We start from the raw sequence: 16,371 nt of genomic DNA on the forward strand, positions 1-16,371 counted from the left end.
GCTGGCGCGCGCCCGGTCGACTCCACCGGCTCGGCCGGCTCGTCGGGCCACCCGTCGGGGCCGTCCAGCAGCTCCACTCCGCCGCGGCGGGCGCCGGCGCCCGCGTAGGCGCTGGCGTGGCTGGTGGCGAGCAGCTCGGCGAAGCGGGCCGACTCGCGCAGCGGGCCGGCCTCCAGCACCGCGCCGTCGGCCATCACCACGACCTCGTCGCAGCGGCGCACCGAGGAGAGCCGGTGCGCGATGACGACGCCGATCCGGTCGGTGAGCAGCCGTTCGGTGGCCTGGCGTACCCGGTTCTCGGTGACCGGGTCGAGCCGGGCGGTGGCCTCGTCGAGGATCACCACGTGCGGGTCGCGGACCAGGATCCGGGCGAACGCGACGAGCTGCTCCTGCCCGGCGGAGAGCACGTGCCCGCCCTCGCCCAGCCGGGTGTGCACCCCGTCGGGAAGCTCGGCGATCCAGCCGGCCAGTCCCAGCTCCTCCAGCGCCCGGGTGGCGTCGTCGAGCAGGTCCGGGTCGAAGAGCGCGACGTTCTCGGCGAGGGTGCCGGCCAGGATCTCGGTGCGCTGGGGCACCACGGCGATCCACCGGCGCAGCGCCTCGACGTCGAGGTCCACCAGGTCGGTGTCGCCCAGAAAGACGGTGCCGCGCGGCACGTCCACGGCCCGGGTGAGCACCTTGGCCAGCGTCGACTTGCCGGATCCGGTGCGGCCGACCAGGGCGTAGGAGCGGCCGCGGGCGAAGGCGAGCGTGACGTCCCGCAGCGCCGGCCCGCGCTCGTCCCCGGTGGCGGGGTAGCGGAAGGTGAGCCCCCGGACGGTCAGGTCGCCGTCGACCGGGACGGCGCCGCCGGTCGGCTCCTGCCGGGAGCCGGCGAGCAGCTGCACCCGCGCCCACGCGCCGAGCGCCTGCTGCAGGTGTGGCACCCAGCGGGCGATGTGCTCGACGGTCGCGCCGAACGCCAGGGCGAGCAGCCAGATCGCGGTGAGCCGGGCGGCGTCCACCCGGCCGGTGGCGAGGGCCCACGCGCCGGCCAGGACCACGGCCGCGATGCCGACCCGGACGCCGCCGGCGGCCAGCGCGGTGACCCGCGCGGACAGCCGGAAGACCCGGCCGCCCCGGGAGATCACCTCGGCGGCCCGCCGGGCGTAGAGGCGGAGCACGTACGGGCGGGCCAGGCTGGTGCGCACGTCGTCCTGGCCGTGCACCGCCTCCTCCATCACGGCGGCCAGGTCGGACCACGCCTCCTCCTCCACCATCCGGGCCGGGGCGATCCGGGCGGTGGGGCGGCGCAGCGTCACGCCGAGCAGCGCGGTGAGCAGGATCATCCCGACGCCGGCCGGCCACCAGACGACCAGCGCGCTGACCGTGGCGAGGAGGCAGACGGCGACCCCCTGGACGAGGCGTACGCCGGTGTTCCGCATCTCGGCGGCGACCTGGTAGACGTCGTTGTCGATCCGGTCGAGCAGCTCCCCGACCGGCGTGGTCTCCAGGGTGGGCAGGTCCTGCCCGAGCGCGACCCGGCACAGCCGGCGGCGGACGTCGGCGGACCAGTCGGCGGTGAGGCCGGCCATCAGCAGGCCGATGAGCAGGTCGGTGACCACGGCGGCGACCAGCGCCACGGCCAGCGCGGTGAACCAGCCGAACGAGCGGTGGACGAGCACCGGCCCGGCCAGCGCCGAGGCTGCCGCCTGGCCCCCGGCCCCGAGCACGATCAGCAACAGGACGAGCGCCAGCCGACGCGGCGCGGTGGCCCGGAGATCGCGGAGCAGGCGCATGGACAGTCCTCCGGACTCGGGTCGGTGGGGGCGGTACCCCCAGCCTCGCCCAGCCGGACCTGGCCGCTCAAACGATTTACCGGCGCGCTGTCACGTCTGGGCGACCCGGCGGACGATGCCGAGCAGCGCCTCCTGCACGTCCTCCAGGGGCCGGTCCGGCTGGAAGACCAGCCAGTCGACGGCCACCACCAGCCCGACGCCGAACAGCGCCGAACTGGCCGTGCGCACGTCCAGGTCGGCGGGGAGGTCGCCGCTGGCCACCCCGGCCCGTACGGTCTCCGCGATCACCTCGATGGCCTCGCCGCGCAGCAGCCGCAGGGTCTGCTGCCACTCCCGGTTGGTCCGCCACATCTCCGAGAGCAGGAGCTGGGCGAAGGCCCGGTAGCGGCGGATGTACTCCAGCTCGGCGCGGACCAGCGCGGCGAGCGCCTCGCGCGGCGGCAGCCCGGCGACGGCGGCCCGGAAGTCGGCGGTGAGCAGGCCGATGCCGTGCCGCAGCAGCTCCTCGAAGAGGACCGTCTTGGACTCGAAGTTGTAGTAGACGGTCCCCTTCGCCACCCCGGCCCGGGCCGCGATGTCGTCCACGGTGGTGGCGGAGAAACCCTGCTCGGCGATGAGTTCCACCGCCGCCACGAAGAGGCGTTGGCGGGTGTCCTCCCGCCGGCGGGTCCGTCCGTCCGTCACCCGCCCATCCTCACATGGTCAGCTCGGGGTGCAGCTTGGCCGGGGTGAGCCGGCGGGACCGGCGGGCCGCGCCGACGGTGAGCGCCATGGCGCCCACCCCGAAGGCGAGCAGCACCAGCGCCCCGGTGACCACCGGCGCGGCCGGCCCGCCGTTGATGGTGTGCCGCAGGCCGCCCACCACGTACGTCATGGGCAGCCAGGGGTGGACGGCCTGGAAGAAGCCGGGCGAGGTCTGGACCGGGTAGGTGCCGCCGGAGGAGGTGAGCTGGAGCATGAGCAGGGCCAGCGCGGCGAGCCGGCCGGCCGGGCCGAGCGCCACGCCGAGCAGCTGCATGATCGCGGTGAACGCCAGTGAGGTGAGCGCGAGCAGCCCGAAGGTCGCCGGCCCGTGCCGCGGGTCGAGGCCCAGGGCCAGGGTGACCACGGTGTAGAGCACCGCCACCTGGGCCAGCCCGATCGCGGCGGCGGGCAGCCAGCCGGCGAGCGCGACCCGCCAGCCGGGCGCGCCGGACATCACGTGCCGCCGGTTGACCGGCCGCAGCAGCATGTACGTGATCATCGCGCCGACCCAGAGCGCCAGGGCCAGGAAGTACGGGGCGAAGCCGACCCCGTACGAGCCGGCCGGGTGGTCGGAGTGACGGATCAGGCCGACCGGGTCGCCGAGGATCTCGGCGCGGCTGCCCGCGTCGTCGTACCCGGGCAGCTTCTTCTCCCCGGCGGCGAGCCCGTCGGCGAGGTCGCCGGCGCCGCCCTCCAGCTTGGTCAGCCCGTCGGCGAGCCGGTTGCCGCCGGTGCTGAGCTGGGCCAGGCCGCCGTCGAGCTGCCGGGCGCCGGTGGCGAGCCGGTAGAGGCCGCCGCGGAGCTGGTCGGCGCCGTCCGCGGCGTCGCCGAGCCCGTCGCGGAGCTGGGCGCTGCCCTGGGCCAGGGTGGTGAGCCCGGTGGCGAGCTGGTCGACCTTGGCCCGGGCGGAGGCGACGTCGTCGGCCAGGTGCGGCGCGGCGGCGGCCACCTGCCGGGCGGTCTTCGCGACCTCGGTCATCTGCTTCTTGAGCGCGGCGAGGTCGGTCTTGTCGAGCGCGGAGACCATGGCCCGGGCCGCGGTGACGGCCTGGTCGGCGGCCTTGCGGGCGGCGACCAGGTTCGGGTCGTCGGCCAGCTCCGGGTGCTCCTCGACCAGCGCGTCGAGCCGGTCGCGCACCTTCTCGGCCTGGCCGACCACCTCGTCGGCCCGGGCCGGCAGCGCGTCGAGCCCGTCGGCGAGCGCCTGCGCGCCCTCGGCGACCAGGGTGGCGGCCCGCTGGATGTCGCCGGCGTTCCTGCGGAGCAGCGGCTCGTACTTGTCGGCCGCGGCGTCGACCTGCTGCGCGGCGGCGCGGGTCTCGGTGGCCGCCCGGTTGGCGCCGTCGGCGATCTGCGCCGCTCCGGTGTAGAGCTGATCCAGGCCGGTGGCCAGCCTGGTCGCGCCCTGCACCGAGGTGTTCAGCCCGCCGGCGAGCTGCCCGGCGCCGTCCTCGGCGGTGCCCAGCCCGTCGGCGAGCTGGCCGGCGCCCTGCTGGGAGGTGCCGAGCCCGTCGTGGATCTTCCCGGCGCCGTCGGCGGCCCGGCCCGTCTCGGCCTTGGCGTCGGTGAAGCCGATCAGCATCTTGTCGAAGTACGACGCGGCGGTGCTCTCCGCGGCGGCGGCCCGGATCTCGCTGAACGCGGAGCGGGCGAGCAGCCCGGAGAGGTAGTTGGTGGCGTCGTCGTTGACCACCTTCAGCTCGCCCCGCCGGGCGGGCCGGTCTGGCTCGGGGCTGGCCGCCAGGGTGGCGGAGAAGTCCGCCGGGATGGAGAAGACCAGGTGGTAGCGGCCGTCGCGCAGCCCGTCGGCGGCGTCGTCCTCATCGGTCACCGTCCAGCCGAAGACCTTCCGGTCGAGCAGTTCGTCGGTGAGGTCCCTGCCGGCGTGCACCTCGCTGCCGTCACCGGCCTTCGCCGGCCGGTCCGCGTTGACCAGGGCGACCGGGATCCGGTCGAGGTTCCCGTACGGATCCCAGAAGGCGTAGAGGTAGAGGGCGCCGTAGAGCAGCGGGATGACCGTGAGGACGGCGAGCGCGGCGCGCGGCAGCCGGCCCCGGGTCATCCGGCGCAGCTCGAACAGGGCGAGTCGAACGACGCTCATGCGGTCACCTCGGGGGTCAGGGCCGGGCTCGGCAGGGTCGGGTCGCCGATCCGGTGGGCGACGGCGGTCGCGCCCGGCTCGACGGCGCGGGCGCTGGCGATGACGGCGTACCCCTGGTCGGCGAGGCGGGTCAGGGCGGCCCAGATCCACGCCCGCTCGGGCGCGTCCGCGCCGGCGTCCACGTCGTCGGCGACGATCAGGTTCGGGCCGCCGAGGCTGGCCAGCACCAGCCCGAGCACCTGCCGCTCGACGGGGGTGAGGTCGCGGCCGTACCGGTCGGGGTCGAGCGGGGCGTCGGTGAAGCCGGCGCCGGCGATCGCGGCGGCGAAGGCGTCGCGGCGGTAGACCCGCCGGGCCCGCACGGCGGCGACCGGGACGAGCTGCCGGCGGCGGCGCGGTACCGGCCCGAGCAGCAGCAGCCGTTCCTGGATGTGCTCGGCGACGGTGAGCGTGGGGTCGGGCTCGTGCACACCGGCGACCTGCCCGAGCGCGGCCGGGCCACGGCGGCGCAGCTCCCCGTGGGTGTGCGGGAAGCGCCCGGCCAGGGCGAGCAGCAGTGAGGTGCGCCCGCTGCCCGGCGGCCCGGTGACGGCGTGCAGCTCGCCGGCCTCGGCCGTGAGATCGACGTCCCGGTAGACCCAGCCGCGGCGGGTGCGCAACCCCAGCCCGCTGGCCTCAACGATCTTCATCGCACCGTTCCCGACATCTGAACTGACTGGTCAGTACAAAAACATGGCCAGCATAGCGTCGACTGTCCGGTTCGGCGCAAGATGAAGCGGCGTGATCCCGGCCATGCCGCCGGGCGGCGGCCTCAGAACAGCACGGTGGCGAGCGTGCCCACGGGCCGGAAGCCGCAGCGCTCGTAGACCCGGCGGGCGGGCAGGTTGAAGTCGTTGACGTAGAGGCTCACCGTGGGCGCGACGCGTTCCAGCGCGTCCCGCACCACCGCCGCCATCGCCGCCGTCGCGATGCCCCGGCCGCGCCACTCCGGCGCGACCCACACCCCCTGCACCTGCGCGGTGCGCCGGGTGACCACGGCCAACTCGGCCTTGAAGACCACCTTGCCGTCGACGAACCGGGCGTAGGCCCGGCCCGCGCGGACCAGGTCGCCCACCCGCCGCCGGTAGCCGCGCCCGCCGTCCTCGGCCAGCGGCGACACCCCGACCTCCTCGGTGTACATCGCCACCGCGGCCGGGAAGAGCCGGTCGACCTCACCGCCGCGTACCCGGCGGACGTCCGGGTCGGGCGCCACGACGGGCAGCGCGTCCGTGGCCAGCAGCGGCTGGTTCGGGCGTACGTCCCGGGCCGGCCCCCAGTAGGCGGAGAGGCGGTCCCAGAGCCCGAGCACCGCGTCGGCGCGGCCCACGATCGAGGAGCAGAGCCGCTCCTCCGCGCTCAACTGCTCGGCGAAGGCGGCCACCGCCGCCTCGGAGGCGAGCACCGGCGTCAGGTTGCCGCCGAGCCAGCAGATCGACTCCAGGTTGCGGCGCGGACCGTAGCCGAGGATCCGCCCCTCGGCCCGCCACCAGGCCAGCCCGCGCGCCGCGACCCGCTCGGCGACCTGCGCCCCGGCGTACGGGTCGAGGTCGAGCAGCCGCTCGACCGCGCGGCGCTCCGACTCCCCGAGTTGGCGTACCGGAAGCGTGAGCACGGATACCAGCCTGCCAGATGCACCCGGCCCCGCGCGGGCCGACCTGAAGACGCCGGACGATCGGTGGTGAGCGGCGGCTCAGCCGACCGTAACCGGTTCCGCGTCCGGCACGGCGGGCCGGGTCCGCGCGGCCCAGCGCACCACCGGCGGCACCAGCGCCCCGAGTACCAGGAACAGCCCGCCGAGCAGCAGCCAGCCGGGCACGCCCCAGCCGATCGCCAGGGTGGTCACCACCACCGGGGCGACCATCGAGCCGAGCTGCATGCCCATCCCGTACGCGCCCTGGTACTGGCCCTGCGCGTGGGCGGGGGCGAGCCCGAACGAGATGCCCCAGCCGGCCGCCGCGTGCCACAGCTCCCCCACCACGTGCACGAGCGCGCCGCCGAGCAGCAACGGCACCGCCACGGCGACGGGCACGCCCCCGCCGGCCGCGAAGAGCGCGCAGGCGACCGCGATCACCGCGCCGGCCCGGCGGGCCGCCCGGCCGGCCCCGGCGAGGTCCTCGGTGCCCCGCGAGGCGCGGACCTGGAAGAGCACCACCACCACGGTGTTGGCCAGCAGGCAGGCGGAGATCAGCCAGCGCGGCGCGGTCGTGTGCCCGGCGATCCACAGCGGCAGGGCGATGTTGATCAGGCTGAAGTGCATCGACATCAGCCCGTCCAGCACCGTGAAGGCGAGGAACGGGCGGTCCCGCAGGGCGATCAGCCGCGGCCCGTGGGTGGGCGCCGGCACCGGCGGCACGGCGGGCAGCCGGAGCAGCACCGCCGCGGCCAGCAGGTAGGTGGCGGAGTCGAGCAGGATCAGCGACACGTACGCGGTGCGGGTGTCGGCGGCCAGGCCGAAGCCGGCCAGCACCGTGCCGACCGAGATCCCGACGTTGGTGACCGCGCGCAGGTAGGCCCGGGTGCGCACCCGCTGGTCCGGCGGCACCGCGCCGGCGATCAGCGCGCCCCGGGCGCCCCGGGTCGCCGCGTCGGCGACCGCCATCAGCACCCCGACCACCAGAAATCCGGCGAAGGAGCGAACGGCCACCAGTGCGGCGGTGAACCCCGCCGAGGCGAGCAGCGCGGCCATCTGGAGGCCGCGCGGGCCGAGGCGGTCGGCCAGGTAGCCCATCGGTGTGCTGGCCACCAGGCTGACCAGCGCGGTGATGGTGAGCGCGAGGCCGACCTGGGTCACCGTGAGCCCGACCGAGCGGGTGAGGAACAGCGCGCTGGCGGTGAGCCAGGTGCCCCGGCCGACGGTGTTGATCAGGGTGGACAGGGCGAGGGTCCGGGACGGGCCCGGTTCGGGAAGCAGGCGCACGCCGACACCTTAGCAAGACGTACGTACGGTTTGCGGACCCGTCTCACTCTTTGGCTTGTCGGCGATGCATTGCCGATATATCGTTGATGCATCAGTGATACGACGCCAAGAGGAGAGCCCGATGGGTTTCCACCGACGGATGCACGCCATGCACGACGAGATGCGGATGCGGGGCTTCGGCTTCCCGCCCGTACCCCCGGGGCCGCCGCCGTTCCCGCCGGGACCGCACGGTCACGGTCACGGCCGGGGTGGTCGGGGTCGCGGGCGCGGCCGCCGGCCCAACGTGCGCGGTGCCGTGTTGGCGCTGCTCACCGAGCGGCCGATGCACGGCTACGAGATGATCCAGGAGATCGACTCCCGGACCGGCGGGGCCTGGCGGCCCAGTCCCGGCTCGATCTACCCGACCCTGCAACTGCTGGAGGACGAGGGCGTCATCGCCGCCGCCGCGGACTCCGACGGCGGGCGGAAGCGGTTCGCCCTCACCGAGCAGGGGCAGGCCGAGGCCGCCGAGGCGGCGCAGACCCCGCCGTGGGGCGAGTTCGCCGAGCAGACCGTGAACAGCTGGCACGACATCCGCGACGCCGGCGCGCAGGCGATGCACGCGCTGCGGCAGGTCATGATGACCGGCACCGACGACCAGCGGGCGCGCGCCGCCCAGGTGCTCGACGAGACCCGGCGCAAGCTGTACGCCATCCTCGCCGAGTCCGAGTGAGTCCGCGCGTGACGTTCGCCGGCCGGGGTGGCCACGGGACCGCCACCCCGGCCGGCGCCGCCGTCAGCCGCGCCGGGCGGTGACCAGCAGGTACTCCCAGCGCATCACCCCGGCGTCGAGGTGCCGCCGGGCCAGGTCCGCGAGGCCCCGGTCGAGAGCGGCGACCCGCTCGGGGTCCGCGGCGTTCGCCCGGTAGACCGCGATCGTCGGCCCGTAGTGGGCCTTGAAGTAGTCGCGGAACTCCTCGGGAGCGGCGAACCGGTCCACGGTGACCGTCTCCCGGCGCTGCACGAGATCGGTGACCCCCCGCCGCGCGGCGCTGCGGCGGGCCCTGCCCCGGTGGTACACCCTCTCCGAGTTCGCCGCCGTGCCACGGGCGGTGGCGCGAGCCTGAGACGAGACGTGCGGCCGCCCCCCGGGTGGGGACGGCCGCACGTGGTCGGCGGATCGGTGTCAGTGCACGGTCACCGCGGCGCCGCCCGGCACCAGGCCGCGCAGCTCCTCGGGGATCTCGGCGCCCATCTCGTCGGCGATGCGCAGCGCCTCCTCGATGAGCGTCTCCACGATCTGGCTCTCGGGGACGGTCTTGACGACCTGGCCCTTGACGAAGATCTGGCCCTTGCCGTTGCCGGAGGCGACACCGAGGTCGGCCTCGCGGGCCTCGCCCGGGCCGTTCACCACGCAGCCCATGACGGCGACGCGCAGCGGCACCGGCAGCCCCTCCAGGCCGGCGGTGACCTCCTCGGCCAGCTTGTAGACGTCGACCTGGGCACGGCCGCAGGACGGGCAGGAGACGATCTCCAGGCCCCGCTCGCGCAGGCCCAGCGACTCCAGGATCGCGGCGCCGACCTTGATCTCCTCGACCGGCGGGGCGGAGAGCGAGACCCGGATGGTGTCGCCGATCCCCTCGGCCAGCAGCGCGCCGAACGCCACCGCGGACTTGATGGTGCCCTGGAACGCCGGACCGGCCTCGGTCACGCCCAGGTGCAGCGGGTAGTCGCACTTCTCGGCGAGCTGCCGGTAGGCCCGGATCATCACCACGGGGTCGTTGTGCTTGACCGAGATCTTGATGTCCCGGAAGCCGTGCTCCTCGAAGAGCGAGCACTCCCAGAGCGCCGACTCGACAAGCGCCTCGGCGGTGGCCTTGCCGTACTTGGCCAGGAGACGCTTGTCCAGCGAGCCGGCGTTCACGCCGATCCGGATGGGCACGCCCGCGTCACCGGCCGCCTTGGCGATCTCCTTGACCTTGTCGTCGAACTGCCGGATGTTGCCCGGGTTCACCCGGACCGCCGCGCAGCCGGCGTCGATCGCCGCGAAGACGTACTTCGGCTGGAAGTGGATGTCGGCGATCACCGGGATCTGCGACTTCCTGGCGATCGCGGGCAGCGCCTCTACGTCGTCCTGGGAGGGCACGGCCACCCGGACGATCTGACAACCCGACGCGGTCAGCTCGGCGATCTGCTGGAGGGTGGCGTTCACGTCGGCGGTCAGGGTGGTGGTCATGGACTGCACCGAGACCGGCGCGCCCCCACCGACCGGCACCGAACCGACCATGATCTGGCGGCTGGCCCGGCGCGGGGCGAGCGGCGGCGGCGGTACGGGGGGCATACCGAGACTGACAGCGGTCACTTCAGGCACTCACCTTGAGAAGAGCGTGATCGGGTTGACGACGTCCGCGGTGACGGTCAGCAGCGTGAACGCGCCACCGATGAGGATCACCGCGTACGTGAGGGGCATGAGCTTGAGGTAGTCGACGCGGCCGGGGTCGGCGCGGCCGATGCGGGCGTAGAGCCAGGAGCGGGCCCGCTCGAACCAGGCGATGGCGATGTGGCCGCCGTCCAGCGGGAGCAGCGGCAGCAGGTTGAACACGCCGATGAAGAAGTTCAGCGAGACGAAGAGCATGAAGAACAACAGCCAGGCGTTGTTCTCCACGGCCTCGCCGCCGAGCCGGCTGGCGCCGACCACGCTGATCGGGGTGTCCACGTCCCGCTCGCCGCCGGTGACGGCGGTCCACAGGGCGGGGACCTTCTGCGGAATCCGCTGCATGGCGTGCAGGGTCTGCACCGCCATGTTGCCGGTGAAGTCGGCGGTGGCGCCGAACGCCCCGACCGGCCCGTACTGGACCCGGGTCGGTGTGGTGGGCTGGAGCGCGACGCCGAGCGCGGAGACCGCCGAGGTGGCGCCCTTCGGGTCGCCCAGCGGCGGGCGCTGCACGGCGGCCAGGTCGACGGTGGCGGTGGCCGGCCGGCCGTCCCGGACGTAGTCGACGGTGGCCGCGCCCGGCTTGGTGCCGCGGACCACGTCCAGCATGTCGCCCCAGGTGGAGACCGGCCGGCCGTTCACGGCGGTGATCCGGTCACCGTCCTGGAGTTGGGCCTTCGCGGCCGGGCTGGCCGGGTCGTCGGCCTGGCAGCCCCGGGCGGCGTTCTCCACCACCACGCACGGGGCCAGCGCGATCACGGCCGGCTCGGCCTTGAAGCCGTCCTCGGTGCTCGGGAACTTCGGGTTCGGCAGGCCGGCGGAGACCGCGAGGATCCAGAGGGTCACCAGGGCCAGGGCGAAATGGGTGATCGAACCCGCGGACATCACGATCGTCCGCTTCCACACCGGGTAGCGCCACATGACGCGCTTCTCGTCCCCCGGCTCGACGTCGTCGTCCTGCGGGGTCATCCCGACGATCTTGCAGAAGCCGCCGAGCGGGATGCCCTTGACGCCGTACTCCGTCTCGCCCCGCTTGAACGACCAGAGCGTCGGGCCGAAGCCGACGAAGTAGCGGGTGACCTTCATCCCGAACGCCTTGGCGGTGAGCATGTGCCCCGCCTCGTGCAGGCTCACCGAGATGAGGATCGCCAGGGCAAACAGCGCCACCCCGAGCAGGTAACTCATCAGGCTCCTTCCACCGACCCGACGATGATCTCCTGGGCGTGCGCCCGTGCCCACGATTCGGCGGCGAGCACGTCCTCGACGGTACCTGGTTCGTCGAAGTCGGGAGCGTCCTCCAGCACGCGCTGAAGGGTGTCGACGATGCCGAGGAAGGGCAGCCGGCCGGCCACGAATGCCGCCACGCACTCCTCGTTCGCCGCGTTGTAGATCGCCGGCCGGCAGCGCCCGGCCGCGCCGGCCGCCTTGGCCAGCGCCACCGCCGGGAAGGCGGCGTCGTCGAGCGGGAAGAACTCCCAGGTGTGTGCCTTCGTCCAGTCCACCGCGGCGGCCGCGCGGGGCACCCGGTCCGGCCAGCCGAGGCCGAGGGCGATGGGCAGCCGCATGTCCGGCGGGCTGGCCTGGGCGAGCGTGGAACCATCGGTGAACTCGACCATCGAGTGGATCACCGACTGGGGGTGGACCATCACCTCGATGTCGGCGTAGGGCACGTCGAACAGCTCGTGCGCCTCGATCACCTCCAGGGCCTTGTTGACCATGGTGGCGGAGTTGATCGTCACCACCGGCCCCATGTTCCAGGTCGGGTGTGCGAGCGCCTGCTCCGGTGTGACCTCGGTCAACTCCTCGCGCCGCCGGCCTCGGAACGGGCCGCCGCTGGCGGTCACCACGAGCCGGCGCACCTCGCCCCGGGTGCCGCCCCGCAGGCACTGCGCCAGCGCCGAGTGCTCGGAATCCACGGGGACGATCTGCCCCGGTCGCGTCACCGCGGCCTTCACCAGCGGGCCGCCGGCCACCAGCGACTCCTTGTTGGCCAGGGCGAGGGTACGCCCGGCGCGCAGCGCCGCGAGGGTCGGCGCGAGCCCGAGCGAGCCGACCACACCGTTGAGCACCACGTCGCAGGGCCACCCGGCCAGCTCGGTCATGGCGTCCGGCCCGGCCACGATCTTGGGAAGCTTGAAGTCGCCGGTGGCCCAGCCACGCCGGCTCGCCTCGGCGTAGAACGCGAGCTGGAGGTCCTGGGCGGCGGACGCCCGGGCCACCCCGACCGCCTCCACGCCCAGCTCCAGCGCCTGCGCGGCGAGCAGCTCCACGTTGCCGCCGCCGGCCCCGACGGCCACCACCCGGAAGCGGTCCGGGTTGCGCCGGACGATGTCGATGGCCTGGGTGCCGATCGAGCCGGTCGAGCCGAGCAGGACGAGGGAGCGGGGTGACGTCACCCGCCCATTCTTCCCCAGCCCTCCTGAACGCCCGCTGGGAGCCTCACTCCCCGCTTGGCGAACGCGACCGCGCAGCGCTTCCGCCACGCCCCGGCGGCGTCGCCCCCGCACCACGACCGGGCTACGACGGGCGGGCCAGGACGAAGGTTTCCAGGTCGGCGCCGCCGTACCAGTCGGTGCGGGTGCCGAGGTGGGTCATGCCGAGTCGGCGGGCCACCGCCATCGACGGCTCGTTGCCGGCCATCACCACGGCGTAGACCTGCCGGGTGCCGGTGGCGAACTCGCGCTCCAGCACGGCCCGCGCCGCCTCGGTGGCGTAGCCGTGCCCCTGGGCGTCGGGGTGCAGGTGCCAGCCGACCTCGATGTCGTCGGTGGGGGTGACCCCGTCGCGCCCGGGCAGCGGCTTGAGCAGCACGCTGCCGGCCGCCCGGCCGGCCTCCCGCGGCTCGATCGCCCAGAGGCCCCAGCGGCCGGCGTACGGGGCGTAGCGCTCGCGCCAGGAGTGCAGCCGCTCGCGCGCCTCGGTGGGGTCGGTCATCCGGCCCGCGCCGCCGCCCAGCCAGCGCATCACCTCGTCGCGGGAATAGATGTCGTAGATCCGGGCCAGGTCGTCCGGCGACTCCGTCCAGTCCCGGACCACCAGCCGCTCGGTCGAGGTGATCACAGGCCGGATCGTAATGCGTGCCGGGTCGTCCCAGGGGGAACGGAGGGGCGATGGGTGAGCGGTGGCAGCGGACGAGACGGATCATCGGCGCGGCGTTCCGGCCGGTACGCGGGCGCGACCTCTCGCTGCACGCCGCCGCGATCACCTTCTACGGGGCGATCGCCGTGGTGCCGGTGGCGCTGCTGGCGATCTGGCTCACCGGGCTGGTGGCCGGGAACGACCGGGTGCGCCGGCTCACCGGGTACGCCATCGACACGCTGCCCACCGACATCGGCGCCAACCGGGCGGTGGCCGCGCTGGTGGAGGCCGGGTTGGGGCTGACCCCGCTGCTGGCGCTGGCCTCGCTGCTGCCGGCGTCGCTCTACGGCGAGGGGCTGCGCCGGGCGTTCGTCTCGGTCGCCATCCCGCGCGGCCAGGCCGAGAACCTGGTCGGCTGGCGGGGCCGGCTGCTGCTGCTCCCGCTGCTCGCCCCGGCCCCGGCGCTGCTGCTGTCGATCCTGCTGGCGCTGCCGCTCACCACCCACCTGGTCCGGCAGGGCGGCTGGCTGGGCGCGCTCGGCGTGGTGCTCTCCTTCCTGGCCACCTGGCTGGTGCTCACTCCGGTGCTGGTGTGGGTGTTCCGGGTGGTCGGGCCGGCGGCCCCGGACTGGCTCGCCACGCTGGGCCTGGGCTCGTTCACCGCGGCGAACCTCTCCGGCTTCCTGCACGGCTTCGTGCTGTTCTGCTCGCTGCCGCTGGACCTGGGGGCGCCCTTCGGCGGGTTCGACGAGATCGGCGGCGGGGTCGCGGTGCTGCTCTGGCTCTACCTGTTCCACGTGATCGTGCTGGCCGGCTACTCGGCCACCCTGGCGCTGAGCCGGTGGCGGGCCGCCCGGGCGGCGGCGCGCGCCTGACCGGCGTCGGTCCCGATGACAGCTCGATCAGCCGCTCCCTCCCGCCGGCCGCTCGGTCGGACTAGGCTGCGCGGGCATGAGCGAAGCGAGTGAGCTGCCGTCCCGCGCCGACGTCGTCGTGGTCGGCTCGGGGCACAACGGCCTGGTCTCGGCGACCCTGCTGGCCCGCGCCGGCCTCGACGTGCTGGTGCTGGAGGCGGCCGAGGTGATCGGCGGGGCCACCCGCACCGAGAACCCGTTCCCGAAGGTGCCCGGGCTGCGGCACTCCACCGGGTCCTACCTCCTCGGGCTGATGCCGCCGGAACTGCTCGCCACCCTCGACGTGGACATCCCCGTGCTGCGCCGCGACCCGCACTACTTCCTGCCCACCCCGGGCGGGCTCGGCTCGCCGTACCTGCTCTTCGGCAGCGACGCCGCGGCGAGTCGGCGGCAGCTCGCGGAGATGTTCTCCCCCGCCGACGCGGGCGCCGACGACGCTCTCCAGGCGGAACTGGCCCAGCTCCGGGAGGACCTGGCCCCGGCCTGGCTCACCGAGCCGCTGCCGGCGGAGGAGACCGCCGAACGGTACGTCCGGCCCGCCCTCCGGCAGGTCTTCGTCGATCTGGTCCGCGGCTCCGTCGCCGACTACCTGGCCCGCTTCGAGTTCCGCTCCGAGCTGCTGGTCAGCATGTACGCGGTCACCGACGGCCTCTCCGGGCTGAACGCCGGCCCGGACGACCCGGGCACCGGCCACAACTTCCTGGTGCACAACATGTGCCGGCTGCCGGGTGCGGGCGGCACCTGGATGATCGCGCAGGGCGGCATGGGCACGGTCTCCCGGACGTTCGCCGAGGCCGCGCGCGCCGCCGGGGCCCGCATCCTGACCGGAACGCCGGTCAGCGCCGTCACGCTCGACGGCGGCGCGGCGAGCGGGGTCACCCTGGCCGACGGCCGGCACGTGGCCGCCTCCGTGGTGCTCGGGGCCTGCGACCCGTACCGGCTGATGGAGCTGCTGCCCGACGGCGCGCTCCCGGCGGAGCTGGGCGCGCGGATGACGGCGGTCCGCCGGCCCGGCACCACGCTCAAGCTCAACCTGGCGCTCACCGGCCTGCCCCGCTTCTCCTGCCTGCCGGCGGACGCGCCGAGCCCGTTCGGCTCCACCATCCACCTGCTCCCCGGCTCGGCCTCGCTGGTCGGGGCCGGCGGCGAGCCGCCGATGGCCGCGCTGCGGGCCATGTGGGCGGACGTGCAGGCCGGGCGGCTCCCCGAGGAGCCGACCATCGAGTGGTACCTGCACACCACGGTCGACCCGTCACTCTCCGACGGCGCCGGGCACCACTCGTCGGCGCTCTTCGTCCAGTCGGTCCCCTACGAGCTGGCCGGCACCACCTGGGACGCCGCGCTGCCCGGCTACGTCGACCGCCTCATCGACATCTGCGAGCGGTACGCCCCGGGCACCCGCGACCTGATCGCCGACGCCGTGCCGCTGCCCCCGCCGGGCATCGAGGCCCACTTCGGCATCACCGGCGGGCACATCCACCACGTCGACAACACCGTCTCGTTCACCGACCGGATGCCCTACGCCACCGGGATCGACGGCGTCTACGCGGGCAGCGCCGGCTGCCACCCGGCCGGCAGCGTGATCGGCGCGGCCGGCCACAACGCCGCCCAGCGCATCCTCAACGACCTCGGTCGCTGACCGCACCGCCGGCCTCGGCGGAGCGGGGCAGGTCGCCGGGGCGGCGGATGAGAGAGAGGCCGACGAGCAGCAGCAGGTAGAGGAGCAGGCTGAGGATCGGGTCGACGAAGACGAAAGCGAAGGCGACCGTGTAGAGCAGCGGGCGAATCACGAGCCGCCGCGAGACCGCCCTTGCCAGTTGCGGGTCCAGGTCGGGGTGGAGCAGCCGGTGCCGGCGGGCCCACCACCAGCTCAGGTTGAAGAAGAGCGACTCGCCCAGCACGGTGCCCAGGTAGAGGGCGGCGGTCAGCCGCTGCTCGGTCGCGCTGCCGCGCAGGTTGTCCGACAGCAGGTCGGCGGTGAACGGGATCGCCGCCACGAAGAGCAGCACGAGCAGGTTGAACATCAGCAGGACCTGGTCGACCCGGACCACGTACCGCCACATGTTGTGGTGGCCGAGCCAGATCTGGCCGGCGATCACGAAGGTGATGACGTAGGCCAGGTAGGTCGGCCAGGCCTGGACGAGGGCGTCGGGGAGCTCCCGCCCGGGATCCCGGGCCGGGCCGTTCTGCAGCAGTTCGACGGCCATCACCGTCAGCACGACGGCGAAGACACCGTCGCTGAACGTCTCCACCCGCGAGGCGTCCCGGGTCATCTCCCGGTCGCGCCCGAACCGGTACCCGCTCCTGCCCGCGCCCTCCGCCACGCCGCCCCCTTCCCGACCTGATGGTCACCCGGCGGGGGCGGCGTGGGGGAGGGCGCGGGCAGG

The 16,371-nt window shown here is 74.4% G+C and carries 15 protein-coding genes; 3 read left to right on the forward strand and 12 right to left on the reverse strand.

What is annotated here, in order from left to right:
• The 6 genes from ACW0Q9_RS20570 to ACW0Q9_RS20595 form a co-directional block, all read right to left on the reverse strand.
• The coding region (locus tag ACW0Q9_RS20570) for an ABC transporter ATP-binding protein (RefSeq protein ID WP_456183686.1) at nt 1-1,778 on the reverse strand (1,778 nt) is incomplete at its 3' end.
• Nucleotides 1,779-1,868: 90 nt separating this feature from the next.
• Complete coding sequence (locus tag ACW0Q9_RS20575) at nt 1,869-2,462, reverse strand: TetR/AcrR family transcriptional regulator (RefSeq protein ID WP_456183688.1); 594 nt, start codon at nt 2,460-2,462, stop codon at nt 1,869-1,871.
• Between the two features lie 10 nt (nt 2,463-2,472).
• Nucleotides 2,473-4,623, reverse strand: coding sequence for a YhgE/Pip family protein (locus ACW0Q9_RS20580; RefSeq protein WP_456183690.1), 2,151 nt, complete (start codon nt 4,621-4,623; stop codon nt 2,473-2,475).
• On the reverse strand, nt 4,620-5,312 hold the full coding sequence (locus ACW0Q9_RS20585; RefSeq protein ID WP_456183692.1) for an ATP-binding cassette domain-containing protein: 693 nt from the start codon (nt 5,310-5,312) through the stop codon (nt 4,620-4,622). The genes ACW0Q9_RS20580 and ACW0Q9_RS20585 overlap by 4 nt, the downstream gene beginning before the upstream one ends.
• Before the next feature lie 122 nt (nt 5,313-5,434).
• Complete coding sequence (locus ACW0Q9_RS20590; protein ID WP_456183694.1) at nt 5,435-6,274, reverse strand: GNAT family N-acetyltransferase; 840 nt, start codon at nt 6,272-6,274, stop codon at nt 5,435-5,437.
• Between the two features lie 78 nt (nt 6,275-6,352).
• Complete coding sequence (locus ACW0Q9_RS20595) at nt 6,353-7,579, reverse strand: MFS transporter (RefSeq protein WP_456183696.1); 1,227 nt, start codon at nt 7,577-7,579, stop codon at nt 6,353-6,355.
• Between the two features lie 121 nt (nt 7,580-7,700).
• Between ACW0Q9_RS20595 and ACW0Q9_RS20600 the strand changes: the two genes are divergently transcribed.
• On the forward strand, nt 7,701-8,291 hold the full coding sequence (locus ACW0Q9_RS20600; RefSeq protein ID WP_456183698.1) for a PadR family transcriptional regulator: 591 nt from the start codon (nt 7,701-7,703) through the stop codon (nt 8,289-8,291).
• A 63-nt stretch (nt 8,292-8,354) separates the two neighbouring features.
• On the opposite strand, the gene ACW0Q9_RS20605 is transcribed toward ACW0Q9_RS20600, so the two are convergent.
• The 5 genes from ACW0Q9_RS20605 to ACW0Q9_RS20625 all read right to left on the reverse strand — a co-directional run bounded on the left by ACW0Q9_RS20605 (nt 8,355) and on the right by ACW0Q9_RS20625 (nt 13,052).
• Nucleotides 8,355-8,582 carry a hypothetical protein gene (locus ACW0Q9_RS20605; RefSeq protein ID WP_456183700.1) on the reverse strand — a complete coding sequence of 76 codons (228 nt, stop codon included), beginning with the start codon at nt 8,580-8,582 and terminating at the stop codon, nt 8,355-8,357.
• A 162-nt stretch (nt 8,583-8,744) separates the two neighbouring features.
• Complete coding sequence (gene ispG / locus ACW0Q9_RS20610) at nt 8,745-9,920, reverse strand: flavodoxin-dependent (E)-4-hydroxy-3-methylbut-2-enyl-diphosphate synthase (protein WP_456183702.1); 1,176 nt, start codon at nt 9,918-9,920, stop codon at nt 8,745-8,747.
• A gap of 9 nt (nt 9,921-9,929) precedes the next feature.
• Nucleotides 9,930-11,177, reverse strand: coding sequence for a M50 family metallopeptidase (locus ACW0Q9_RS20615; RefSeq protein ID WP_456183704.1), 1,248 nt, complete (start codon nt 11,175-11,177; stop codon nt 9,930-9,932).
• Entirely contained in the window at nt 11,177-12,388 is a 1,212-nt protein-coding gene (gene dxr / locus ACW0Q9_RS20620) for a 1-deoxy-D-xylulose-5-phosphate reductoisomerase (RefSeq protein WP_456183706.1), read from the reverse strand. Before dxr ends, ACW0Q9_RS20615 begins: the two co-directional genes overlap by 1 nt.
• 121 nt (nt 12,389-12,509) lie before the next feature.
• On the reverse strand, nt 12,510-13,052 hold the full coding sequence (locus tag ACW0Q9_RS20625) for a GNAT family N-acetyltransferase (RefSeq protein WP_456183708.1): 543 nt from the start codon (nt 13,050-13,052) through the stop codon (nt 12,510-12,512).
• A gap of 50 nt (nt 13,053-13,102) precedes the next feature.
• Here ACW0Q9_RS20625 and ACW0Q9_RS20630 point away from each other — a divergent pair, with 50 nt between their 5' ends.
• Both ACW0Q9_RS20630 and ACW0Q9_RS20635 read left to right on the forward strand, forming a co-directional pair.
• A complete protein-coding gene (locus ACW0Q9_RS20630; RefSeq protein ID WP_456183710.1) occupies nt 13,103-13,945 on the forward strand; it encodes a YhjD/YihY/BrkB family envelope integrity protein in 843 nt (280 codons plus the stop codon).
• A gap of 76 nt (nt 13,946-14,021) precedes the next feature.
• Nucleotides 14,022-15,623: a phytoene desaturase family protein gene (locus ACW0Q9_RS20635; RefSeq protein WP_456183712.1), complete on the forward strand. Its 1,602-nt coding sequence runs from the start codon at nt 14,022-14,024 to the stop codon at nt 15,621-15,623.
• On the opposite strand, the gene ACW0Q9_RS20640 is transcribed toward ACW0Q9_RS20635, so the two are convergent.
• Nucleotides 15,604-16,257 (reverse strand): TMEM175 family protein, encoded by a 654-nt coding sequence (locus tag ACW0Q9_RS20640; protein ID WP_456183714.1) that lies wholly within the window; start codon nt 16,255-16,257, stop codon nt 15,604-15,606. The two genes, ACW0Q9_RS20635 and ACW0Q9_RS20640, sit on opposite strands and share 20 nt — an antisense overlap.
• Nucleotides 16,258-16,371: the final 114 nt, after the last annotated feature.

The sequence above is a fragment of the Micromonospora sp. I033 genome (assembly GCF_053890995.1).